General features: G+C 72.3%; 23 protein-coding genes. 7 read left to right on the top strand and 16 right to left on the bottom strand.

Annotated features, from left to right (window positions below; genetic code table 11):
• Positions 1-26 precede the first annotated feature (26 nt).
• Positions 27-707, bottom strand: a complete 681-nt coding sequence (locus D6270_RS16305) for a hypothetical protein (RefSeq protein ID WP_109164753.1) — start codon at positions 705-707, stop codon at positions 27-29.
• Between the two features lie 466 nt (positions 708-1,173).
• On the opposite strand from D6270_RS16305, the gene D6270_RS16300 reads away from it, so the two are divergent.
• Positions 1,174-2,247 carry a PucR family transcriptional regulator gene (locus tag D6270_RS16300; protein ID WP_109164754.1) on the top strand — a complete coding sequence of 358 codons (1,074 nt, stop codon included), beginning with the start codon at positions 1,174-1,176 and terminating at the stop codon, positions 2,245-2,247.
• A gap of 50 nt (positions 2,248-2,297) precedes the next feature.
• On the opposite strand, the gene D6270_RS16295 is transcribed toward D6270_RS16300, so the two are convergent.
• The 7 genes from D6270_RS16295 to D6270_RS16260 all read right to left on the bottom strand — a co-directional run bounded on the left by D6270_RS16295 (position 2,298) and on the right by D6270_RS16260 (position 7,643).
• On the bottom strand, positions 2,298-2,753 hold the full coding sequence (locus D6270_RS16295) for a tellurite resistance TerB family protein (RefSeq protein ID WP_084747439.1): 456 nt from the start codon (positions 2,751-2,753) through the stop codon (positions 2,298-2,300).
• 210 nt (positions 2,754-2,963) lie between these two features.
• Positions 2,964-4,232: a cation:proton antiporter gene (locus D6270_RS16290; protein WP_109164755.1), complete on the bottom strand. Its 1,269-nt coding sequence runs from the start codon at positions 4,230-4,232 to the stop codon at positions 2,964-2,966.
• Positions 4,233-4,234: 2 nt separating this feature from the next.
• A complete protein-coding gene (locus D6270_RS16285) occupies positions 4,235-4,705 on the bottom strand; it encodes a cation:proton antiporter regulatory subunit (protein WP_109164756.1) in 471 nt (156 codons plus the stop codon).
• A gap of 194 nt (positions 4,706-4,899) precedes the next feature.
• Positions 4,900-5,463: a hypothetical protein gene (locus D6270_RS16280; protein ID WP_109164757.1), complete on the bottom strand. Its 564-nt coding sequence runs from the start codon at positions 5,461-5,463 to the stop codon at positions 4,900-4,902.
• A 188-nt stretch (positions 5,464-5,651) separates the two neighbouring features.
• Positions 5,652-5,975 carry a hypothetical protein gene (locus D6270_RS16275; protein WP_109164758.1) on the bottom strand — a complete coding sequence of 108 codons (324 nt, stop codon included), beginning with the start codon at positions 5,973-5,975 and terminating at the stop codon, positions 5,652-5,654.
• Between the two features lie 301 nt (positions 5,976-6,276).
• Positions 6,277-6,834, bottom strand: a complete 558-nt coding sequence (locus D6270_RS16270) for a flavoprotein (RefSeq protein WP_109164759.1) — start codon at positions 6,832-6,834, stop codon at positions 6,277-6,279.
• 374 nt (positions 6,835-7,208) lie between these two features.
• Positions 7,209-7,643, bottom strand: coding sequence for a pentapeptide repeat-containing protein (locus D6270_RS16260; protein ID WP_109164760.1), 435 nt, complete (start codon positions 7,641-7,643; stop codon positions 7,209-7,211).
• A 281-nt stretch (positions 7,644-7,924) separates the two neighbouring features.
• Between D6270_RS16260 and D6270_RS16255 the strand changes: the two genes are divergently transcribed.
• Entirely contained in the window at positions 7,925-8,983 is a 1,059-nt protein-coding gene (locus D6270_RS16255; RefSeq protein ID WP_109164761.1) for a hypothetical protein, read from the top strand.
• A gap of 136 nt (positions 8,984-9,119) precedes the next feature.
• Here D6270_RS16255 and D6270_RS16250 read toward each other — a convergent pair whose 3' ends face one another.
• The 3 genes from D6270_RS16250 to D6270_RS16240 form a co-directional block, all read right to left on the bottom strand.
• Positions 9,120-10,571, bottom strand: a complete 1,452-nt coding sequence (locus D6270_RS16250; protein ID WP_109164762.1) for a flotillin family protein — start codon at positions 10,569-10,571, stop codon at positions 9,120-9,122.
• A 175-nt stretch (positions 10,572-10,746) separates the two neighbouring features.
• The gene (locus D6270_RS16245; protein ID WP_109164763.1) at positions 10,747-11,256 is read right to left on the bottom strand and encodes an NfeD C-terminal domain-containing protein; all 510 of its coding nucleotides are present in this window, start codon (positions 11,254-11,256) and stop codon (positions 10,747-10,749) included.
• Positions 11,257-11,361: 105 nt separating this feature from the next.
• On the bottom strand, positions 11,362-11,862 hold the full coding sequence (locus tag D6270_RS16240) for a peroxiredoxin (protein ID WP_109164764.1): 501 nt from the start codon (positions 11,860-11,862) through the stop codon (positions 11,362-11,364).
• Between the two features lie 168 nt (positions 11,863-12,030).
• Here D6270_RS16240 and D6270_RS16235 point away from each other — a divergent pair, with 168 nt between their 5' ends.
• Together D6270_RS16235 and D6270_RS16230 are read left to right on the top strand one after the other, a co-directional pair.
• Positions 12,031-12,780, top strand: a complete 750-nt coding sequence (locus tag D6270_RS16235) for an alpha/beta fold hydrolase (protein ID WP_109164765.1) — start codon at positions 12,031-12,033, stop codon at positions 12,778-12,780.
• Between the two features lie 268 nt (positions 12,781-13,048).
• The gene (locus D6270_RS16230) at positions 13,049-14,746 is read left to right on the top strand and encodes a SpoIIE family protein phosphatase (RefSeq protein ID WP_109167411.1); all 1,698 of its coding nucleotides are present in this window, start codon (positions 13,049-13,051) and stop codon (positions 14,744-14,746) included.
• A 135-nt stretch (positions 14,747-14,881) separates the two neighbouring features.
• On the opposite strand, the gene D6270_RS16225 is transcribed toward D6270_RS16230, so the two are convergent.
• Both D6270_RS16225 and D6270_RS16220 read right to left on the bottom strand, forming a co-directional pair.
• A complete protein-coding gene (locus D6270_RS16225) occupies positions 14,882-15,133 on the bottom strand; it encodes a hypothetical protein (protein ID WP_109164766.1) in 252 nt (83 codons plus the stop codon).
• Positions 15,134-15,316: 183 nt separating this feature from the next.
• On the bottom strand, positions 15,317-16,756 hold the full coding sequence (locus D6270_RS16220) for a hypothetical protein (protein WP_109164767.1): 1,440 nt from the start codon (positions 16,754-16,756) through the stop codon (positions 15,317-15,319).
• Positions 16,757-17,002: 246 nt separating this feature from the next.
• Here D6270_RS16220 and D6270_RS16215 point away from each other — a divergent pair, with 246 nt between their 5' ends.
• Complete coding sequence (locus D6270_RS16215) at positions 17,003-18,298, top strand: molybdopterin-dependent oxidoreductase (RefSeq protein WP_109164768.1); 1,296 nt, start codon at positions 17,003-17,005, stop codon at positions 18,296-18,298.
• 388 nt (positions 18,299-18,686) lie between these two features.
• Here D6270_RS16215 and D6270_RS33825 read toward each other — a convergent pair whose 3' ends face one another.
• The 3 genes from D6270_RS33825 to D6270_RS16195 are packed head-to-tail and all read right to left on the bottom strand — an operon-like array spanning position 18,687 to position 21,048.
• Positions 18,687-19,589 carry a methyltransferase domain-containing protein gene (locus D6270_RS33825; RefSeq protein WP_318780021.1) on the bottom strand — a complete coding sequence of 301 codons (903 nt, stop codon included), beginning with the start codon at positions 19,587-19,589 and terminating at the stop codon, positions 18,687-18,689.
• Positions 19,586-20,287: a TIGR04282 family arsenosugar biosynthesis glycosyltransferase gene (locus D6270_RS16200; protein WP_109164770.1), complete on the bottom strand. Its 702-nt coding sequence runs from the start codon at positions 20,285-20,287 to the stop codon at positions 19,586-19,588. The genes D6270_RS33825 and D6270_RS16200 overlap by 4 nt, the downstream gene beginning before the upstream one ends.
• Positions 20,284-21,048, bottom strand: coding sequence for a glycosyltransferase family 2 protein (locus tag D6270_RS16195; RefSeq protein WP_109164771.1), 765 nt, complete (start codon positions 21,046-21,048; stop codon positions 20,284-20,286). The genes D6270_RS16200 and D6270_RS16195 overlap by 4 nt, the downstream gene beginning before the upstream one ends.
• Positions 21,049-21,172: 124 nt before the next feature.
• Here D6270_RS16195 and D6270_RS16190 point away from each other — a divergent pair, with 124 nt between their 5' ends.
• A complete protein-coding gene (locus D6270_RS16190) occupies positions 21,173-22,066 on the top strand; it encodes a response regulator transcription factor (RefSeq protein WP_225976876.1) in 894 nt (297 codons plus the stop codon).
• 5 nt (positions 22,067-22,071) lie between these two features.
• Positions 22,072-23,178 carry a sensor histidine kinase gene (locus tag D6270_RS16185; RefSeq protein WP_109164772.1) on the top strand — a complete coding sequence of 369 codons (1,107 nt, stop codon included), beginning with the start codon at positions 22,072-22,074 and terminating at the stop codon, positions 23,176-23,178.
• Positions 23,179-23,365 lie beyond the last annotated feature (187 nt).

Below are 23,365 nucleotides of genomic sequence, written 5' to 3'. Positions count from 1 at the left end.
CGGTCCGGGCGCACGCCCCGCCGGCGTCAGCCGTTCGTGGCCTCCGGTAGCCCCAGCCCGCCCGGTTTCGCCTTCGGACCGGGGTCGAGGGCCGCGTCGTACGGCGACACCCAGAAGAACTCGCCCTCTTCGTCGTAGGCGTAGAGGAGCCCCGTGCTGCCGAAGGCGAGGCGCTCCTCGGCGTGCAGCTCGGCGAGTTGCGCGACTCTGGGGGCCTGGCGGACCTGGACGATCGCCGTCGAACCGTCGGCCGCGGCGACCTCGGCCTGACCGAAGACGGAGCTGACCGACCCGGTGCGGATGGTGCACACGCGTCCGACGAAGTCCAGGCGCGATGGCGGAGGTTCCGCCGGGAAGTACCGGCGGAAGAGGTGTGCGAGAAGGCGGACGGTTCCCCAGGCGAGGAACAGCGATCCGGCGAGTACGGCGACGGCGAGCACCGCGCGGGTGGCGCCCGTGGCCGGGAGCCGGTGCACCAGGACCGTACCGGTCAGGCTGCCGAACCAGCCGATGACCACGACCAGCGATACGGAGACGGTGACGGGTACCCCGCCGAAGCCGACCGTGCCGGAGTCGAGGTCCGAGTCGAAGGAGTGCTGGTCGGCGGCGCCGGCCAGCACGAGCAGCCAGAAGCAGACGACGACCACGAGTGCGGCGCCGAAGATGACGGCGGGGAAGCCGAGTGCCGCGTCCAGGAACTCGCCCATCGGTCCCACCCCCCTTTGCCGTTCTGCGCGCCGGCCCGGTGGCGGGCGCGAACCTCTTCCGTTACGGGGGAGTTGTGCCGGCCCTACGCGCCCGTCACGTCCGAAGACACGCCCGTCACGCTCGGTGCACGGCCCTGTGGGAGGCCGTGTTGCGAGGCCCGGTGGTGGGGCCGGCGCTGCGCCACCGCGAACTGTGCCGCAGCAACCGGTTCGTTCCCCTCAAGGTGCCCACCGTCGCATCCCGAATCCCCCGTGGACCCCCCGTGGACCGTCCGGTGGGGCGCCTGCTCTCCCCGTTGTCCCCCGTGTTCCCCCGTTGTGTTGCTGACCTGATCCTGTCATCCGGACCCCACCCGCCGCATTGCCGGTTTCCGGCAATCTTTACGCTTTGCTGATGCCGGGCACCGGCACCGCCCGGTGTGCGTTGGTGAAATGACAGAACCGTTGCAAGGCTGAAGGAGTGTGCGTGGCCGAGCCAAGGATTCCCGAGGAAACGCTGGGAAATTATGCCCATATTCTGGGCGAAGTCGCCACCACGGGACGGCGCCTGACGCGTAACGAACTGGAGATGCGACGAGCGTTGGGCCGCGAGGCGGCCGACGCCGGCCATCAGCTGCGCGCGCTGGTGACGATGCATCTGGCACAGACCCGCGAGGCCTGGCCAAAGGCGGCTGCCGGAAACAGCCCCGCCGTGACCGATGCGGTGCTGGCCGCGGTGGAGCAGGCGGTCGACGCGTTCGCCGAGGGGTTCGAGCGCGCACAGCGGCTCACCGTACGGCGGGAGGAGGCGGCTCGCCGTGAGTTCATCGACGATCTCCTCTACGGGCGCAGCGATCTGGTCCGGCTCGCGGAGCGCGCCACCCGCTTCGGCCTGCGGCTCTCCCGGGCGCACGCGGTCGCGGTGGCGTCGGGCCCGGAGGCGTACACGGAGACGGACGCGGTGCCGCGGAGTGTGGAGGCGGCGCTGCTGACCCGGTTCAGCGGCCGCAAGATCCTGCTCACGACGAAGGACGGGCGGATCGTCTGCATCGCGCCCGGCAGCCAGCCCGACGTCCTGCGCTACTTCGCCAAGCAGTCGCACGCGGCGACGGACGGCGGCCAGGTCGCGATCGGCCGCCCGCACAAGGGCCCCGGCGGGGTGGTCCACTCGTACGACGAGGCGCTCGAAGCCCTCGACCTGGCGGACCGGATGGGGATGGAGGACCCGGTGCTGTACGCCTCGGACCTCCTGGTCTACCCGGTGCTGACCCGGGACCGGCAGGCGATGGCGGATCTCGTACGCAGCGAACTGGGTCCGCTCCAGAAGGCGCGGGGTGGCGCGGAGCCGCTGCTGAAGACGCTGGCGGTCTACTTCGACGCGGGGTGTGTGGCGGCCGAGACGGCCCGCCGCCTGGCGCTGAGCGTACGGGCGTTGACGTACCGCCTGGAACGCATCCACCAGCTCACCGGCTCCGACCCGGCGGACCCGATGCACCGCTACAGCCTGCAGACGGCGGTGATCGGCGCGCGCCTGCTGGACTGGCCGGCCAAGGAGCTGTGAGGCCCCCGGCCGGCCCGTGAATACGTAGGGTCAGGCCCCTACGGGTCGACCTACAGGTCGAACTCGTGCGGCGGCAGGTCCAGGGCGAAACACGCCTCACGCACGACGGCCTGCTCCGTCTTGTCGAAGTCGCCGTCGGCGCCGCCGATGATGATGCCGATCTGGATGACGGCACGCGCCTCGGCGGGCTTCTTCTTCGCCTTGGCGATCTCCTGGAGCACGCTGACCTTGCCGAAGTCGAAGTCGGCGGTGAGCTTGTTCAGGTAGTCGTTGAACCGCCGCTGGAGGTCGTCCGCGGGAAAGTTCTTCAGGACGTCGTTGTTGGAGATGAGCGCCGCGACGCGCTGACGCTCGGACGCGTCGATGGAGCCGTCGGCGGCGGCGACCAGAGCGCACATGGCCATGCTCGCGTCCCGGAACGCCCCCGACTTCAGGTCGTTCTTCTTCGCTTCCAGCTGCGTCTGCATAGACGAAGCGGATTCCTTGATCCGATCCCACAGGGCCATGACATCTCCATACGTTGCGGTGCAATGCCGGAACAAAAGAAAACTCTACAGACGTGTAGAAGCTAGCAGGGAGGGCGGCCCCCCGCCCCGGGTTCAGGGGGTCTGACCAGCCCGCAGGGACAAGTTCCGGACAGCATGGACAGCACGACGGCCGGCCCGGGACACCGTGGTGACGGCTGCCCGAACCGGCCGGAGGAGAGCGGAAGCCGGTCAGTCGCCGCGAGCCTCGCCCGCGGGCTCCGGAGTCAACTCGTCGTGGTCGCCGAGCCGTCGCTCGGGAGCGGCCTTCGGCGGAGCTTCCGCCGCGACAGCGGTGGGCTTCACCCCCCGCATGGCCTGGACCTTCGCGGCGGCCGGCTGCGTCCACCGGGCGGTGAGCGGACCGACGATGACGAGGATCAGGACGTACGCGGTGGCCAGCGGCCCGATGCGCGGTTCGGTGGCGACGGCGAGACCGGCGATGACGATGGAGAACTCACCGCGTGCCACGAGCGTGCCTCCCGCCCGCCACCGCCCCGGCGAGCCGACCCCGGCACGCCGGGCCGCGTACCAGCCGGTGAGGATCTTCGTGAGCACGGTGACGACGGCCAGGAGGGCGGCGGGCAGCAGCACCGGCGGGATGTCGGCCGGGTTGGTGGAGAGCCCGAAGAAGACGAAGAACACGGCGGCGAACAGATCGCGCAGCGGCGTGAGGAGCTTGCGGGCCCCCTCGGCGACCTCACCGGAGAGGGCGATACCGACGAGGAACGCGCCCACGGCCGCCGAGACTTGGAGCTGCTGGGCGACCCCGGCGACGAGCACGGTGAGGCCGAGGACGACCAGGAGCAGCATCTCCGGGTTGTCGGAGGAGACCGCGCGGCTGATGAGGCGCCCGTGGCGCAGGGCCAGATACAGCACGAAGCCGACGGTGCCGAGCGCGATCACGAGCGCGAGGCTGCCGCCCGCGAGGCTGACCCCGGCGAGCATGGCGGTGAGCAGCGGCAGGTAGACCGCCATCGCCAGGTCCTCCATGACGAGGACGCCGAGGATGACGGGGGTCTCGCGGTTACCGAGCCGTCCGAGGTCGGTCATCACCTTCGCGATCACGCCGGACGACGAGATCCAGGTGACCCCGGCGAGCGCGACGGCGCCGACGGGCCCCCAGCCGAGGATCAGGGCGGCCACAGCACCGGGCGTCGCGTTGAGCACGAAGTCGACGGCACCGGACGGATACTGCGTCTTGAGACTGGTGACCAACTCCGAGGCGCTGTATTCCAGCCCCAGCAGGAGCAGCAGCAGGATGACGCCGATCTCGGCGCCGACCATGGTGAACTCCTCGCTGGCGTCCAGCGGGATGAGCCCACCATGGCCGAAAGCGAGCCCCGCGAGCAGATAGAGCGGAATCGGCGAGAGCCCTATCCGCCCGGCGACCCGCCCGATGAGCCCGAGCCCGAGGATGACGGCGCCCAGCTCCACCAGCAATGCAGTCGTGTCATGCACGGTCAGCCCTCCGCAATGATCTCGGAGAGCGCGTCGACGCCCTCACGCGTACCGACGGCGACGAGCGTGTCCCCGATGGCGAGTCGAAAGCTCGGTTCCGGCGACGGGTGCGCGCTGTGCGTGCGCAGCACGGCGACGATGGACGCCCCGGTCCGGGTACGCGCCCGCGTCTCCCCCAACAGCCGCCCCCCGTAAGGGGACCGGGAGCCGAGCGGGATGTGCTCGGTGACGAGGTCGATGCCCTCGGTCCGTACGGCGTCGATGGGCGCGGGGTCGATGAGGTGGGCCAGCGCGGTGGCCTCGGCGGTCGTCAGGGGCACGGACAGCCGGCACGAATCGGGGTCGTCCTGTTCGTAGAACCCGATGAACCGCCGCCCGTCGTGGTGAACGACGACGGAGATGTGCTGCCCGGTCTCGGTGGTGAAGTCGTACTGGGCACCCACTCCGGGCAAGGACGTGCGACGGGTTCCCATGACTGCCTCCCGAGACGTGCGTCGGAGTCTCGGCGCACATGGTGATCTATTTATCCGGCCATTACCTTATCGGTCGGCCCGAAACGATCCACTGGTCTCGGCGCCCCGCGCAGCGTTCCCGCCACCCCGCTCCCTCACGGCGGGAACGATCACGAACGGACGCAGGGGTTCCGGCGACGAGCGGGCAGCGAGGATCAGAACTTCCCGTCGACCGGAACCCAGCCGGACCAGGACTCGGGCTGGTAGAACTTCCCGGTGTCACCGTCGTAGCGCAGGACCCGCAGGCGTACGTTCCCGGACTCGCGGTAGTCCTTGTCGCAGGTCGCCCAGGTGTTCACCCCGAGCTTGTTGATGCAGACCTCGGCGGCGCGCCCGTAGTCGGTGTAGACCCCGACGGCCGCGGACATGCCGTCCTTCTTCGTGTCGCCCGCCCACACGATGTCGCCGTTGTGCTGGAAGCACCCCTTGGCACCGTAGGCGGCGGTGGCGCCGAGGCAGGTGTTGGTGGGAGCGGCCTTGGCGGCGGCCTGCGTCGCGGAGGGGGCGTCGGCCGTTTCCGCCTCGGGCTCCAGAGAGGGCAGGTCCGCCCCGGGGTCCGGAGCAAGCCCTTCGACGATCATCACACCCGCGGGCATCTCCACTTCCTGGAGGCCACCCGCCGGCTCCTCGGCGAGCGCGGGCGTCGCCGTGAGAGCCGAGAACGCCAGTGCTGACGCACCAGCGATGGCACTCACCTTTATGCGCCAGTTTTCACGCATATTTCACTACCCCCGCACCTGGCTCCTGTTTAGGAGCCACCCATTGTTGAATGTGAACAGGGTGTGAGGCTAAGGGATCTCTGGGCACGGGGAAAGCTTTCGAAGGTTCTGAACACACGGAAGGAGGCGCCGGCACACGCTTTGGTGCCGGCGCCTCCTGCTGGAGCGCTGCTACTGCTGTCCCGTACCTACCGGGCGTCCGGCGTCCCGGCGGCAAGCTCCCCGTCGCTGCTCCGCTCGAAGGACAGGTCGAGCGCACACTCCGCCGGAATCTCCCCGACCGACCCCGCGCACTCCAGGGACCCGGTCGCGCTCTGCCCCTCCAGCTGGGGCGGTCCGGCCTGACGCTTGCCGGTCTCGATGTTCCCGGCCATGCCCTCGACCGGCGCGGGATCGGCCGAGGCGCCGGGCCGGGCCCCCTCGGGGGAGTCCGACGGGGCCGAACAGCCGACGGCACCCGCCGTAGCGCACAGGACGAGCGCGGCCGAGGCCGCGACGGTGCGAAGACGCATGAAGTTCCCCCTACGCGGACGCTCGGACACCCGAGTCACCAGTCGATCCACCGTGCCACAGAGCGCGGCACGGAAGGCGCGGAAAGTGTGAAGAAGCGCAGCCGAATGGGACGGCGGCGGCTCAGGCCAACAGGACGTATACAGAAGGCTGGTGAGGAAATAACTACCGCATCCAGCACTCGGTCGACTCCACAATTCCCGGCCACATTCCCACCCCCGTGGAGAGGGAGAACGCGGCTCGCGAACCCCCCACCACAGCGCGTCCGCGCACGGCGGCAACGGTCCACCGGGAGAGGGACGGTCAACTCTGCCCGGCCCCCCTGGGCGCAAGCAGCTGCAGCGCCTCCTCCCACCGGAACTGCCCGGCCCCATCCGCGCCCTTGGGTGTATGAGGCTCGTAAGAACTGATCAGGACCCCCATGCCCCGCAGCCGCCGGAGACTCTCGGCGTACGCGGGATGGGCGGCCTGGGCGGAGTTGACGTACGGCAGGACGGCGGTGGGGATGCCGAACCCGTACGCCTCGCACAGGATGCCGAGGGCGAGGGTGTCCGAGATCCCGGCCGCCCACTTGTTGACCGTGTTGAAGGTGGCCGGTGCGACGGCGATGGCGTCCGGATCCGGGAGCGGCCGCGGATCACCGGGAGCCCGCCAGGCGGACCGGATCGGATACCCGGTCTGCGCTTCGACGGCGGCGGCATCGATGAAGGTCAGCCCTCGCGGGGTGGCAACGACACCGACGTCCCAACCACGCTGCTGGGCGGCCGAGATGAGCTGCCCCACATCACCGGCGATGCCCGCCGCGCAGACGACGACGTACAGAAACGGCTTCTTGTCCTGCTGCCCGGACTGATCGCTCACGCGGGGACTCCCAGTTGACGAGGGAAGGGTGCGGTTCCGGCAGCGTACGACGGTCGAAGCCGCCCCCACGGTCGACCGCGGAGACGCGAACACCCGCCGCTATCGGCGCCGGACCACCCCGGCCCGCTGCCGCGGCGCGGAAGGAGTTCAGGAATGTCCCCGCGTTCGGCGCTCTGGAGGAGTTCGGTGATGACCACCAGCTCCGCGAGTCGCCCGGTGCCGCTCGCGAGAATGCCGGACAGCTTCGTCCGCACGCGCTCCGCGAGGCTGTGGGTGTGCAGCAGGGCGGCGTCGTAACCCGCCGGGGCCATGCCTCAGCCTTCCCAGGGTCGATAGCCGGGGGCAGCGTGTCGACAATGACCGCGCACCAGGCCCTACTCGCTCCGCACCGCCCCCGGCGGCCAGCCGATTACCTCGTCTGCCTGGACGTTGCGCAGGGACGTTCCATCGAAGCGGGCGCCTGTGATGTCCGTGGGGCCCAGGCGGGGGATGCCGGTGTTGACGCTGCTCAGTCTGGCGCCCGTCAGGTCCGTGTCGCGGAGGTCGGCGTCGCGGAGGTTGCAGCCGGCCAGGACCGCGCCGCGTAGGGAGGCTCCGCGTAGGTCTGCGCCGGTGAAGTCGCAGAACTTGAACCAACAGCTTTCCAGGGATGCGTAGCGCAGGTCGGCGCCCGCGAACGAGCAACGGGCGAAGCGCAGTTGATTGGTGCGGGTTGAGGCCAGGTTCTGGGCAGTGAAGTTCTCGCCGCTTACGGCCGCGTAGCGGTGGAGCTCGGAAAGGCGTTGGCGCGCGGTCAGTGGCGTGGTCATGGGGACCAGCGTCCCAGCGGGATTCGGGGAGGCATCGAGATTGCGACAATTTGACAGTTCAACAGACGAGGGCTGCGTGGGCGATCACGTGCCCCTGTAGGGGGACTTGAGGCCGTCTCGCGTTGGTTTGGGCGCCAACTCGCTCTTGTCTGCTGTACGGTGACCGTGTCATCACGCTCTGTGTGTGCGCTCTTGCCTGCACATGGGGCGGCCCCCGGTGGTGTTACAGCACCTAGCCGAGGGCCTTCACCCAACTAGTGGAGAACAAGGAGTCCACTGGGATGCTTTGGCATGCTATCGCGCCGGTTCGGCGCTACACGAAGGCCTCGCACGATGTCGTGCGTCATCCGCGTCTCTGCAGTGACGCGAAGATCTTGCTGTTGTACGTGCAGGGGTTGCCCGATGAGCAGACCCATGTGGCGCTGTCCGAGCACGGCCGGAAGCTGGGCATCAAGGGGCGGGCGTTTCAGCGCGCCAAGGAGCAGTTGGTCCTCAACGGGTTCGTTCATGAGCGGAGAGTCTCCGGTGAGCGGGGGCTTTGGGTCACCCATCAGCTGTTCTCCAATGTGCCGCTGAGTGAGGGTGATGCTCTGGCGGTGTGGCGGGATGCTGGAGTGGGGGTGCGGTCGTCGGCTCCGAGTGCGCGGTTTCCGGCCGTCGGTCAGCCGGGGGGTCGGACCGCCGGTCATCAACTACCGGTAGACGAAGAACTGGGGGAGAACGCATCCCGCCCACCCACCGAACCCCCGCCCGAGGCTGACGCCTTGGTGGAGCTGTCTTCCCAAGAGCGCGAGGCCGAGCGGGTGTTGTTGTCTCTCCGGCACTCTCATCGGCAGTTGCATCTTGGGGTCGCCGAGGCCCGTGAGCTTGTCGGAGCCGCCGCAGAGTGGTTGCGGCGTGGCGTTTCTGCCGGGGAGCTTCGGGGCGTGTTGAGCAGTGGTCTGCCGTCGGACGGCGTTCGGTGCGCGGTGAAGTTCCTCAGGCATCGGCTTGTGCAGAAGATGCCCGAAGACCCCGGGGAGCGCCGGAAGGCGGTGCCTGCTCGTGAGGAGGCGCCGTCCGTTCTGCCTGCTCCGCCTCCGTACGTCGCTCCCCTGGTCACCTGTCAGGGGCCGGGGGCCGAGCATGTCTTCCGGTCCTACGACGGCTCCACCGAGTGCCCCCAGTGCCAGCAAGCCGCTGCCTGGGCGCGGTGGGCCGAGTGGCGCGCCGCTCAGCTCGGTGTCGACCTCGCCGAGGACGCTGCCGCTGCCGTCGAGGCCGGGCGGGATCCCGACGGGTGGCGGCCCCGGCTCGCCGCCGCTGCCGCGGCCGGGGTCGCGGGTGGGGACGAGCAGTAGGCGCCCAGGCGCAGTTGGCCGATTCCGGTTTCGGGGGGTGGCAGGGCGGACACGCATGTGCCCGGCGACGTAACGGATCTACGTCGCCGGGCACAGGGAGCGGAGCTGATGCGGGAAGGCGTCAGTCCGTAAAGCGTCAGTCCGTGATCTCGATCCGGTCCTTCTTCTTGTCCTGGGTGCCCTTCTCCGGTGCGGAGGAGGACGTGTCGGCCGGGGCGCCCGTCCGGTTCTTGAGGTTCTGGAGCAGCTGGGCCACGTCCACGCCGGTCGTGGAGCTGAGCAGCTCCACGCCCTGCGCGACGTTGTCGGTGACCGTACGGGCCAGCTGGCCGGCGCCGTCCGTCGAGATGACCGTCAGCTTGTCGATCGCGCTCAGCGGCTCGGAGGCCTTCGCGACGACGTCGGGGAGGACCTCGACCAGCATCTGGAGGACGGCCGCGTCGCCGTACTGCGCGAACGCGTCGGCCTTCTTCTGCATGGCCTCGGCCTCGGCCGCACCCTTGGCTGCGATCGACGCGGCCTCGGCCTCGCCCTCGATGCGCACCGCGTCGGCCAGTGCCGAACGGTGGAGCTTCTCACCCTGACCGGTCAGGCGCGAGCGCTCCGCGTCCGCCTCGGCCTCCTTGACCTGGGCGATGCGGCGGGCCTCCGCCTCCTGCTCCGCCTGGTAGCGGGCGGCGTCCGCGGGCTTACGGACCTTGGTGTCCAGTTCGCGGTCGGTCAGCGCGGCCTGGCGCTCGGCGACCTTCTCCTGCTCCTGGAGCACTTCCTGCTGGCGGGCCGCCTCGGCGAGCGGACCGGCGGCGTTGGCCTTGGCGGCGGCCGCCTCGGTCTCGGCCTTGATCTCGGCCTGCTTCAGGTAGTACGTCCGCTCGGCGATGGCGATCTCCTCGGCCGCCTTCAGCCGGGCCTGCTCCGAGGCGCGCTTGGCGATCGCCTCGGCGATGTCCGCCTCCTGCTTGGCGCGGGCGGCCTCGGGACGGCCGAGGTCCTCCAGGTAGGAGCCCTCGGTGGTGATGTCCTGGATCTGGAAGGCGTCCAGGATCAGGCCCTGGCCGGAGAGGCTGGTCTCGGCCTCCTCGGCGACCTGTCCGGCGAACGCGGCCCGGTCCCGGATGATGTCCTCGACCGACATCCGGCCGACGATCGCGCGGAGCGCTCCGGAGAGCACTTCCTGGGTGAAGCCGACGATGCCGTCCTGCTGCTGGAGGAAGCGCTGGGCGGCGGCGCGGATCGCGTCCTCGCCACCCCCGACCTTGACGATCGCGACGCCTTCGAGGTTCGACTTCACGCCGCGCAGGGTGACCGCGCCACGGACGGCGATCGGGATGTGCCGGCTGGAGAGGTCCAGGGTGAACTTCTGCTGGACGAACGGCACGACGAAGACGCCGCCACCGACGACTACCTTCTGGCCGCTGTTGTCGACGCTGGTGAGGCCGGTGACCGGGTCCGTCGACTTCTTGCCGCGCCGGCCGGTGATGATGAAGGCCTCGCTGGGCCCCGCGACCTTGTACCGCGTGATGACGACCAGGCCGAGCAGGACGAGAAGTACGACGATGCCGATGACGGCGAGTGCTACTGGACTCATATGAGGTGTCCCCCCTGCCTCCCGGGTGGGGGACGGCAGATTGTTGTGGTGCCAGGTGCTGGTGGGGTGCGGGTGAGTAAGTAAGTGAGTACGAGTGAGTAAGTGAGTGGAGGAGGATGAAGGGGGTGTGGGTCTCAGGTCACCGTGGCGGGGAGAGCGGTGCCCGTTCGCGTGGTCAGCGCTCCACGGGGCGGACAGCGACCGACGTGGTCGACAGCTCCGCCTCCACCCAGACCTCGGTGCCCCGGACGACCGGCGTCGGGGACTTGGCCGCGTACTTGACGGGCTGGCCCGCCAGCCGCAGCATCACCTCGCCGTAGCCCTCGGCCGGGATGGCCGTCACGACCATCCCGGACGTGCCGACGAGGTCGCCGCCGCGTGGCGTGGAGGAGGTCTGGTCCCGCATCAGGGCCTTGCTGAACTTCCAGGTCAGCCAGCCGGCGACGACACCGGCCGCGACGCCGACGACGGTGGCCACGAACGGCCCGGCACCCGTGGTGCCGAGCACGACCGCCCCGCCGAAACCGAGCATCGAGATGAAGCCGGCGATCACCGGGAGTGAGAGCAGTCCGTCGAAGAGCCCGTCGAGTACGCCGTCGAGCATCCCTTCGAGGACGCCGCCGAAGATGAGTGAAAGGGCCAGCAGGGCGATTCCCGCAATGCCGAGACCGAGAAAGAAGGTCACGCGATCACTCCCCTGTTTCTCGGCTTCCCCCGCGATATTTCCGTCGAACTGGCTAGATGGTCCCATAGGTGGCCGGTTCGTGACACTGCCGGATCCCGGCAATCTTTACGCGGTTTTGATGCCGGACAGCTGATCGGCAAGGGTGGAGAGGGACTGGAAGGTGGCGCCCAGCAGGGCGACGTGCTTCCAGCGCAGGACGCCGTCCGGGCCGATGAGGAAGACCGCCCGCCGTACGCCGATACCGGGGGCGGCGACCCCGTACGCCTTGGCGATCTCGCGGCCCTCGTCGGCCAGCAGCGGCATGCGGAGTCCGTAGGTGCGGGCGAACGACTCGTGGCTGTCCACACCCTGTGGACTGATTCCCCAGACCTCCGCGTCGAGCCCCTCGAAGGTCTCCATGCCCGAGGAGTACGAGCAGAGCTGCTTCGTGCAGACGCTGGTGTTGTCCCCAGGGTAGAAGGCCAGCACCACGGCCCGGCCCCGGGCGGCGGAGAGCGTGTAGTCGCCGCGTTCGAAGGTGTCCCCGGGCACGGACGGGCCGGACAGGACACCGCCCGGGAGCGTGAAGTCCGGTGCCGGGGTGCCGAGGGGAGGTCCTGCTGCCATGACGACTCCTTCATATGCGTTCGTGGTACGTACATGGATGGGGGTGTGCCCGTACAGTGAACGGCACTTTCCGCCCGTTGACACGTTCGGCCCAATCCGGAACCGGGTCCGCACCGAATACGCAGGGAGCGGGACCACCGGCGCCCGCACCCGGATCTGGAGGTACGTGTGGCCCAACGACCGCCGTCGGCTGCGGTTCTCGTCCTGCACGGGGGCCACGAGAACGGGACGGAGCCGCCGCCCTGGGGCCCCCTCAACCTCCCCGGCGTCCGTATGCGCCCCTTCGTCCACGCCCTGCGCCGGGCCACCCGCGCGTCCCGCGCCGACGGTGACGGTACGGAGGTCCTCGTACGGCAGGTGCGTTACGCCCACCGAGGCTGGAACGGGCCCCGCGCCGACGCCCTCCACGACGCCCTGGCCGCGCTGGACGCCCTCGGCGAGGAGGCCGGGGACGACGTGCCGGTGGTCCTCCTCGGCCACTCCATGGGGGCCCGGGCCGCCCTGCGCGCCGCCGGGCACCCCCTCGTACGCGGCGTCGTCGGCCTCGCCCCCTGGTGCCCGCCGGGCGACCCGGTGACCCAGCTCGCGGGCCGTGACGTCGTCCTCGTACACAGCAGCCGGGACCGGATCACCAGCCCCCAGGCCACCCAGTCCCTCACCGCCCGGGCCCGCCGCGCCGGCGCCCGCACCTGCATGGTCACCGTCCGGGGCGGCGACCACGCCATGATCCGCCGCGCCCCGGCCTGGCACCGGCTCACCACCGAGCTGGTCACCGGGTTGCTGGGTACCGGCAGTCTGCCGGAGCCCGTCACCGCCGCCCTCGGCCTGCCGCGCACCGCCGAGCCCACGGAAGGCACCCTCGACCTGGACCGGCTGCGCGCCGCGCGGGGGCCGGCCGGACTCCTGCCGAGTTCCTGACCCGGGGCGCCTTACGGCCCTGCGCCCGCTCAGCCCGCGTACGCCCATGAGCCGGCCGTACGCCGATAAGCCCGCGAACGGCCGTAAACCCATGCACGCCCGCGTACGCACGTATGCATGCACGCCCCCGCCGCCCACACGCACGTACGTCCCCGGTCGCGCTGCGGATGCGGTGCCGGGGGCCGCCGCCCACGATGGAGGTCCGGAGGCCGGATCTACGGCGGAGGAGAACCCCTTGCAGGGCGAAGCCGAAGCGTGCGGCGACGGTATGCCGTCGTCCTTCGACCCCGCGACCGTGGCCGCCCTGCTGGACGGCAACCCCGCCGGAGTCGCCGTACTCGACGCGGACCTCCGCTACACCTACGTCAACCCCGCGCTCGAACGGCTCAACGGCCTCCGCGCCGGCGCCCACCTCGGCCACACCTTCCCCGAGGTGCTCCCCGAACTCCGCGGCCAGGCCGCCGTCCTGCGCGGCGTCCTGCGGGACGGCGAACCCCGCGAGCAGACCATCACCGGCCGGACCTGGGCCGCCTCCTCCGCCGAACCCCGGTTCTGGCGCGCCACCTACCACCGGCTGGAGACAGGCGGCGCCGTCTGCGGGCTGATGGTGATCGTCGTCGAGATCAGCGACGTCGCCCGGCAGCGGGCGGAGCTGGAAGAGGCCCGGGGCCATGTGGCGCTGCTCTCCACGGCCGCCGTCCGGATCGGCACCACCCTCGACATGGACACCACCTGCCGGGAGCTGGCCGAGTTCGTGGTGCCCGCCTTCGCCGACGTGGCGGCCGTCGACGTCTTCCCGCCCGAGGTGGGCCACCCCGTACGCCGCCCCGAGCCCGGTGTCCTGCGGCTGCGGCGGGCCGCGCTGCGGGGCGAGGGGCCGCTGGACGAGCAGGTGCAGCGGTTCGGACACCCGGGGGAGTACGTCGACTTCGCGGCGGACTCCGCGGTCACCCGCTGCCTCGCCGAGAACGAGTCGGTCCTCGACGACTGGGAGGACCATCAGCGCGGCCGCTCCGCCTTCACCTCGGACCGGATCGCCGCCTCGCAGGCCCTCGGGCTGCGCCAGGCGCTCGTCGTCCCGCTCAACGCCCGGGGCCGTCAGATCGGCTCGCTCAGCCTGGTGCGGGCGCAGGGTTCGCCCGCCTTCAGCGACCAGGACGTGGTCGTCGCCCGGGAGCTCGCCGGCCGGGCCGCCGTCGACCTCGACCACGCCCGCCGCTACGACCGCGAGCACAGCATCGCCCGCGAGCTCCAGGGCTCCCTGCTCGCCGAGCCCCGCGGCCCGCACCCGCACGTCGAGATCGCCACCCGCTACCTGCCGGCGGAGCGCGGCGTCCTGGTGGGCGGCGACTGGTTCGACGTCGTACCGCTCCAGGACGGCCGCCACCTCAAGGCGATGGGCGATGTGATGGGCCACGGGGTGGAGGCGGCCGTGGCGATGAGCCACTACCGCTCGCTGCTGCGGCTCCTGGCCGCCGAGGACCTGCCGCCGCACCAGATCCTGGAGCGGCTGGACGAGATGGTCGAGCGGTCGGGCCTGGACCGGGCGGCGACCTGTCTGCTCGCCGTGGTGGACCGGTTCGGCGGGGTGTGCGAGGTGGCCAGCGCGGGCCACCTGCCGCCGGTCTTCATCGACCCGGGCGCGTCCCGGGCGCACATCGTCTCCGTGGAGTCGGGGCCGCCGCTCGGCACCGGCTTCGGGGGCTACCGGACCACCACCGTGCCGTGCGGGCCGGGGACGGTGCTGTTCATGTACACCGACGGCCTGGTGGAGCGGCGGGGCGAGGACATCGACGTCTCCGTGGCGCGGCTGGCCTCGCTGACCCTGCCGGCCGGCGGAAGCCTCGAAACGCTGCTGGACCAGGTCCTGGACCGGTTCGGCGGGGACGCGGAGGACGACATCGCGGTGCTGGCCTCCCGGATTCGGGAGGGGCCGCCGGTGCTGCGGAGGCCCGACCCGACGTGAGGGGGCCGGGCCTCCGCGTGGGGCGCGCGCTCTGCGCCGTACGGGTGACGCCTGGGGTGGCTGGTGGTGCTCGGCGTGCGGGGGTGGTGCCGGACGTGCGGGGCGGCTGCCGGGCGTACGGCTGCTGCCCGGCGCTCACGCCGTCTCGGGCTCGTTCTCCCGCTTCCGGTTACGCAGCTGCCGCAGGATCAGGGCGGCCGAGGTGATCAGCGGCAGCATCCCGGCCACCGCGTCGGCGGTGTTCAGCTTGTCGTGCGCCCGGTTGGCCCGGCGCACCTGCTTGGAGGCCCGGAGGACGGCGAGTGCGCTGCTGCCGAGGCTGAGCGCGAGCCCCGCCTTGCTGGCGCGCAGGCCCTTGGCGGGTGCGGAGCGGTTCTTCTTCGCCATCGGAGATACCTCCACGGGGTGCGGTGCGGGGTGTTCCGGACTCGCCCGTTCCACGTAACCGGCTCCGCCCGGCGCCCGCAAACGGACCCGCCCGCAGCCGGGCCCGCCTTCACCGACGGGCCCGCCCCCCCCCGCGTGAACGGGCCCGCCCCCGCAAACGGACCTGCCCCCGCGACCGGCCGTTCACCACCCCGTCCAGAGCAGGTGGTTGATCAGCAGCGCCGGGACCACCGACGCGACCAGCCAGTACCGGGCCGTCCGGGCCGGCAGCAGGGCGGCGGCGGGCAGCAGCCAGAGCAGGAACGGCTGCCAGATGCGCTCGGTCTCCGCCTTGCTCATCCCGGAGAGGTCGGCGGCGAGCAGCGCCACCAGCGCCGCCAGGACGAGCAGGGCCAGCCGCTGGGCGGGAGCCGTTGTGCCCGTACGAAGGGTCCGTACGGCCCCGGGGGCGTCCGACGCGCTCCGGCGCACTCCGGCGACCGCCGCCAGGCCCGCCGCGAGGACGGCGCAGGCGAGGTTGGCCCAGACCCAGTACGCGTACGGGCGCACGCCCCCCGCGCCCTGGTAGTAGCGCTCCACCAGCAGGTGGTACGCGGTCCACCAGTTGAACCCGGCCAGGGTGAAGGCGGCCGGGACCACCAGCGCGCCCAGCAGGAACGGGACCACGGGGCGGGCCGTCCGGGCGAGCACCAGAACCACGAGCAGCACGGCCGCCATGAGCCCCAGCCCGTAACTGAGGTAGCAGGTCCACCCGAACAGCAGGCCCCCGCCCACCGCCGCGACGGCCGGGAGGCGGACCCGGCGCGTCGCGGCCAGCGCCAGCAGCGCCACCGACCAGGCGGCGACGGCGGCGAAGTACCCGTCGGCCGAGACGCCCGCCCAGACGGCCGCCGGGGCGAGGACGAGGAAGGGCGCCGCACGCCGGGCCAGCTGCTCGTCGGCCAGGACGCGCACCGTGATCAGGGCGGCCAGCACCGCCGAACTGCCCACGACGACACACCAGACGGCGGCCCAGGCGCCCCCGCCGAGCCCGATCCGGTCCAGCCAGACGAAGGTCAGCGTCGCGCCCGGCGGGTGGCCGGCGACATGGGCGGGCCAGTTGCCGGGCTCACCGATCACGATGTGGTTCGTGAAGTCGCGCAGGGTGGCGGGGATGTCGTCGAAGCGGTCGATGACCCGCAGGTACTCGTGCTTGGTGGTGAGGCGCTTGGCGACGCCCCGGTACCAGCCGTCGATCAGCGCCATCGAGAAGACCCAGACCGTCGACCCGGCCCAGGCCGCCGCGAGGAGACCGCGCCACGGCAGCCGGGCGGCGAGCGGCGGGCCGTACGCGATCACCAGCACGGCCATGGTCAGCGCGGCGGGGGTGCCGGGGCCGAGGTGGGGGTCCCAGGAGGCGAGGAGGGGTGGCCACTGGGCGCGGAGGCTGCCGGTCCGGTTCTGGATGGCGTGGCCGACGAGGATCGCGGCGGTGACGAGCACGACCCCCGCTCCGGCGGCGATCAGGTCGTGCCGGTGGGCGCGTCGGCGGTCGTCGTTCCGGGGCTCGGCCGTCCGCGGGTCCGGGCCGTCCGGCCCCGTGTCCTCCGGGGCTTCCGTACGGGGGGTGTGTTCGGTCTTCACGCTGGCACGCTATGCACGCCGGAGCGCGTTCCGGCGGTACGGCGGGGCCGCGTCACCGAACCGTCAGATCCTGCCGCACGATCGGACGGTAGGCCGCCACCGGGTTCCGGCCGGCCGTCACGGCGGTCCGGCGGTCCGTCACCGAGGCTCGGGAAGCCGCCACCCGGGCCCGGCGGGCCCCGATGTCAGACTTTCGTCAGGAGTCGTAACCACCTTTTGACGGTGTCGTCGGCCTAGCGTCGGGCCATGCCCGAACGCCGCCGGACCTCCACCCTCCCCGCCCGCCCGACCGCCCGCCTCCCCGCGCGCCTCACCGCCCTGCGCACGCCCGCCGATCCCGGCTTCTGGCGCAGCCCGGTGCGCGGAGCGCGCTTCACCGCCGTGCTCGGCGTCATTCTGCTCGCCGGGCTCACCCTGGTGTTCGTCACCGGCCTGCTCTCGTACGCCGCGTACAACCCCGACCTGGACCCGGTCAACGACAAGACGCCCGGCAAGGGGTGGCTCGGCTTCTACCTGTTCGCCTGGCCCACCGGTCCGCACTGGCTCTACCGGCTCACCCAGGGGCTGCACACCACGGTCGGCATCGTGCTCGTCCCCGTGCTGCTGGCGAAGCTCTGGTCGGTGATCCCGCGTCTCTTCGCGCTGCCCCCCGCCCGGTCGGTGGGGCACGCGCTGGAACGGCTCTCGCTGCTGCTGCTCGTGGGCGGGGCGCTGTTCGAGCTCATCACCGGGCTGCTCAACATCCAGCTGGACTACCTCTTCCCGGGGTCCTTCTACACCCTGCACTTCTACGGGGCGTGGGTCTTCCTCGCCGGATTCGTCACCCATGTGGCGCTGAAGCTGCCGCAGGCCGTACGGGTGTTGCGCGGCGGCCTCCCGCGCGGGGAGCCGGACACCCTCGCCGCCCCCGACCCGCTGCCCGCGACCGTCTCCCGGCGCGGCGCGCTCGCCGTGGTGGGGGCGGGGTCCCTGCTCCTGCTGGTCACCTCCGCCGGGCGCAGCTTCGACGGACCGCTGCGCCGCCTCGCGCTCCTCACCCCGCGTGGCGGTACGGAACAGGGGCCGGGCCCGAACGCCTTCCAGGTCAACAAGACGGCCGCCGCCGTCCGGATCACCCCCGCCGACACCGGCGAGCGCTGGCGGCTGACGGTGCGGGGGCCTGCTGGTGAACTCCGTTTCTCCCGGGACGATCTGCTGGCGATGGAGCAGCACAGCGCGGCACTCCCGATCGCCTGTGTGGAGGGCTGGTCGACCTCGGACCAGCTCTGGCGGGGGGTGCGGCTGTCGGACCTGGCGGCGCTCGCCGGGTACCCGGACGATCCGCCGGACGTGTTCGTGGAGTCGTTCCAGCGCAGCGGCTCCTTCCGCAAGGCCGCACTGCGCGACAACCAGGTCCGCGACGGGCGCTCGCTGCTCGCGCTGGAGGTCAACGGCGCCCCGTTGTCGCCCGACCACGGCTACCCGGCCCGGATCATCGTCCCCGCCGCCCCCGGGGTGCTGAACACCAAGTGGGTCGAGACCCTGACGTTCGGAGAGCTGTGATGTCCACGCCCACCGCACCCCGCCGCCCGCGTCTCTCCGTGCCGCGCCTCGTACGCCGGTGGTACGGCGAGGGCCCGCTGCACCTGCTCCTGCTGGTGACCACCTTCTGCCTGGCCGGCTACGCGGGCGTACGTCTCCTGGACGGCGACACCCTCGGCGTCCTGCTCTGGTTCGCCGGGTCGGCGGTGCTGCACGACCTGGTGCTGCTTCCGGTGTACGCGGGCGCCGACCGGGCCCTGCGCGCGTCGCTGGGACCACGGCAGGACCTGGTCAACTTCGTCCGCGTACCGGTGTTCCTCTCCGCGCTGCTCCTGCTGATCTGGTTCCCGCTGATCACCCGGCGGACCGAACAGCGGTACGTGGCCGCCTCCGGCACCTCACCGGATCTCTACCTCTCCCACTGGCTGCTCATCACCGGCGTGCTGTTCGCGCTCTCCGCGCTCTGGCTGCTGGTCCGCACGGTCCGCTCCCGCACGGGGCGGCGGGGGCGGCGCAGGGAGACGAAGGCACGGCCCTCCGCGCTCCACTGATCGGCCGGACGCCAGCCGCACGCGCCGGCGTACCGCAGCAGCGCCGGCGTGCCGATCCGCGCCCAGGGGAACGGCCGCTCCGCCGGGGCGCGCCGGCCGTCGTCGAGGCGGACCTGGACGCGTTCGTCGATGTCGAGCGGTGACGTCTCCGCGATGAGCAGGCCGCCGGTGGAGAGGAGGTCGGCCGCCCGGTCCAGCAGGGCGGCCGGGTCACCGCCGATGCCGATGTTGCCGTCGACGAGGAGCACGGTGCCCCAACGGCCCTCTCCCGGCAGCGGATCGAAGACGCTGCGGAGCAGGGCGGGGCCGCCGATGCGCCGGGTGCGGGCGACGGCCGCCTCGCTGACGTCGATGCCCAGCGCCCGGTGGCCCAGCGCGGTCAGCTCGGCGACCAGCCGCCCGGGGCCGCAGCCGATGTCCAGCACCGGGCCCTCGCAGCGGTGCAGGGCGGAGAAGTCGGCGGCGCCCGCGTCGGAGCACCAGCGCTCGACCTCCAGCGGCAGCAGCCAGCCGTCGCTGCGGCGGAGGAAGAGCGGGCCGTGGCCGTTGCGCAGGGCGTTGGCGTACGGGTCGGTGCCCCAGGGGGCGGTCCGGGCTTCGGCGCCACGGGGGTCGGTCTCGGCGCGAGGGTCGGCGCCGGCGTGGGCGGGGGGTTCGGTGGGCCGGTCGGTCTCACGGGCCTCGGCGGTCGTCCGGGTCTTCTGCGTGGCGGTCCCGGACGATGACGTCCCGGACGACGACGGCGGCAGCATCGTGCTCATCGCGCCCCCGCCCCCGCCCCGGTCAGCCGGCCGAGCGCTGTGGCGAACCGGCCGCCGGGGGCGTCGGCCGCCACCCGGTGGGCGTCGGACGCGGTGTCCACGTCGAGGAGGACCGGCAGGTCCCGTACCGCCAGCCCGGCCTCCACCAGGCGGCGCCGCTGCACCGCACCGGTCTCCGGGACGGACATGGGCACCCCCCGGAGCAGGGCGGGATCGGGTTGCGCGAGGCCCAGCGCCCAGAAGCCGCCGTCCTCGGCCGGGCCGAACCACGCGTCGCAGCCCTCCCAGGCGTCGGGGGCGAGCGCGGGGGCGAGCAGGGCCGGGGTGAGCTGCGGGGTGTCCATGCCGACCAGGAGGGCCGGCCCGGTACACCTCCCGAAGGCCGCCGCGAGCCGCTCGTCCAGCCCGCCGCCGCTCTGCGGGACCACCTCGACGCCCGGCGGTACCCAGGGGCCCGGCCGCCCGTCGAGAACGAGGACACGCCGCCGGGCGGGGAGGGCGAGCACGGTCTCCAGGGTGTCCGCGAGGGCGGCGGCGGCCAGCTCGGCCGCCTCGGCGGGGGAGAAGGGCGGACAGAGCCGGGTCTTGACCCGCCCGGGGACCGGCTCCTTCGCGATGACCAGCAGCTCGGTGGGGCCGTGGGGGCCGTACGCGGCAGGGCCTGGGGGGTCGTACACGGTGGGTCCGTACGCGCTCATCGGGCGGCCCCCGTTCCGCTGGGGACGGACGCCGGTGCCGGGGCCCGGTCCGCCGGTGGCTCACGCAGCACGCCCCGCATGTCGCGCACCGCGTCCCAGGTGCCGCGCCAGGTGCCGGTCACCTTCGACTTGCCCGTACGCGGCCGGTACGGGACATCGGTCTCCGCGACCCGCAGCCCGGCGTCCGAGGCCCGGACCACCATCTGGAGCGGGTAGCCGCTGCGCCGGTCGGTGAGGTCCAGGGCCAGCAGATCGGCGCGGCGGGCCGCCCGCAGCGGGCCGAGGTCGTGCAGGCGCAGCCCCGTACGACGGCGGAGCATGCGGGCGAGCGCCAGGTTGCCCGCGCGCGCGTGCGGCGGCCAGGCGCCCCGGCCCTCGGGGCGGCGGCGGCCCAGCAGCAGGTCGCACTCGCCGTCCGTGATCCGCCGGACGAACCCGGCCAGCAGCGCGGGGTCCAGCGAGCCGTCGCAGTCGCAGAAGCAGACGAACTCGGCCTCGGCGGCGAGCAGTCCGGCATGGCAGGCGGCGCCGAACCCGCGCCGCTCCTCCGTGACGACGTGCGCGCCTAGGGAGCGGGCGACCTCGGCCGAACCGTCGGTCGACCCGTTGTCGACGACGATCGCGCGCCAGCCGTCGGGAATCCGGTCGAGCACCCAGGGCAGGGCGGCCGCCTCGTCCAGACAGGGCAGGACGATGTCGGCCGGGGGGAGAGCGGTGTGCGGGGCGGTGGCATCCGGGAGGGTGGCAGAGGAATCGGTCACCCGCCTCACCCTACGGAGACAACTCCGGCATTCCGGTCTTCAGGTTCTTACGAAACTTGGACGTCGGCCGGATGGCGGCGCACCGCGCCCCGGCGCGCCGGAGCGCGGTGCGAAGGTGGACGCCATGGAGAACACCCCGCACGCCCCCGCCGCCGACGCCGCGCGGGGCCGGGTCCTCGTCGTGGACGACGACCCGACCGTGGCCGAGGTCGTCGCCGGCTATCTGCACCGCGCCGGGTACGCCGTCGACCGGGCGGGGGACGGGCCCGCCGCCCTGGAACGGTTCGCGGCGGCCCGGCCCGACCTCGTCGTCCTGGACCTGATGCTGCCCGCCATGGACGGGTTCGAGGTCTGCCGCCGGATGCGCGCGCACGGGCCGGTACCGGTGATCATGCTCACCGCGCGCGGGGACGAGGAGGACCGCGTCCTCGGCCTGGAGACCGGGGCCGACGACTACGTCACCAAGCCGTTCAGCCCGCGTGAACTGGTGCTCCGGGTCGAGTCCGTACTGCGGCGCGCGAGGGCCGGCGCGCCCGCCGCCGAGGGGTCCCGGTCGCTGTCGGGCGCCGGGTTGCGCCTGGACCCGGTGGCCCGCAGCGCGTCCCGCGACGGTGTGGGGCTCGCTCTGACGCTGCGGGAGTTCGACCTGCTCGCCTTCCTTCTCCGGTATCCCGGGCGGGCGTTCGGCCGGGAGGAGCTGATGCGGGAGGTGTGGGGCTGGGACTTCGGAGACCTGTCCACGGTGACCGTCCATATCCGCAGGCTGCGCGGCAAGATCGAACAGGACCCGGCGCGGCCCCGGTTGATCCTTACGGTGTGGGGGGTGGGGTACCGCCTGGACCTGCCGGGCGAGGGCGAGGCCCGGGAGGACGTGGAGGCCCCGGAGGCCGGGGGCCGTGCGGACGGCCGGGAGGACCGTGCCCGTACGGATGACACGGACCCTGCGTACGGCCCGGAAGCCCCGGCCCGTACGGAGGCGGCACCGGCCGCCGTCCCCCTGCCCCCGGAACGGGGCTGAGCGCCGTGAGCGACCTCCTCCTCATCGCGCTGTTCGCCTTTCTCGGCGCGGTCGCCGCCGGACTGCTCGGCGCGCTCGTCCTGCGACTCCTGCGGCACCGCTCGCTCGTCCTCTCGCTGGCCGTCGTCGCCGGGGTGGCCGTCACCGCGATGCTCGCCGGGACCCTGACGGTCGCCTGGGCGATGTTCCTCTCGTCGCACGACCTGTACGTCGTCACGACCGTGGTCGCCATGGCCGCCGTGGTCTCCCTCGCCACCGCCGTACTGCTGGGCCGCTGGGTCGCCGACCGCAGCCGCGAACTGACCCTGGCCACAAGGTCGTTCGGCGACGGCGGCACCTTCGCGGCGCCCGCAGGACAGCCCACCGCCGAACTGGCCGCGCTCACCCGTGAGCTGGCCGCCACCAGCGCCAAGCTGGACAGCTCGCGGGCACGAGAGCGGGCCCTGGAGACCTCGCGGCGTGAACTCGTCGCCTGGATCTCGCACGATCTGCGCACCCCGCTGGCGGGGCTGCGGGCGATGGCCGAGGCGCTGGAGGACGGCATGGCCCCCGACTCCGGGCGCTATCTGCGGCAGATCCGGACCGAGGTGGAGCGTATGAACGGCATGGTCGGGGACCTCTTCGAGCTCTCCCGCATCCACGCCGGCTCCCTCACCCTCGCTCCGGCCCGGATCTCCCTCTACGACCTGGTCGACGACGCACTGTCCGGGGCCGGGCCGCTGGCGCGCGAGCACGGGGTGCGGCTGGTGGGCGACCGGATCGAGGAGGTGCCGGTGGAGGTGGACGGCAAGGAGATGAGCCGGGTCCTGGGCAATCTGCTGATCAACGCCATCCGCCGCACCCCTGCCGACGGCACGGTGGCCCTCTCCGCGCACCGCTCGGACGGCGGTGTGGTGCTGTCGGTGACCGACGGCTGCGGGGGCATACCGGAGGAGGACCTGCCCCGGGTCTTCGACACCGGCTGGCGGGGCAGCCACGCCCGTACGCCCCCGGCGGGCGCGGGTCTGGGCCTGGCCATCGTGCGCGGCATCGTGGAGGCGCACGCCGGACGCGCCGAGGTCCGCAACGTCCAGGGCGGCTGCTGCTTCTCGGTCACGCTCCCGGCGGTGTGAGGGGGCGGGCGGCTGTTCCGGTCCGGCCACTGGTCCCGGCACCCGGTCCCGTCCCGGGCTCGATCCCGGTCCCGCCGTGGCATGACAGCGTCATCGCCCGTTCACGCCACGTCCGTACAGGCGTCGCCGTGCCTTGCGATCGTCCCCACGAGGAGAACGCGCGGACGGCCGCGCGGGCGGACGTACG

The sequence above is a fragment of the Streptomyces griseus subsp. griseus genome, assembly GCF_003610995.1.
Taxonomy (GTDB): Bacteria; Actinomycetota; Actinomycetes; order Streptomycetales; family Streptomycetaceae; genus Streptomyces.
The sequence above is the reverse complement of the archived record's forward strand: the minus strand, read 5'-3'. Positions and strand labels throughout refer to the sequence as shown.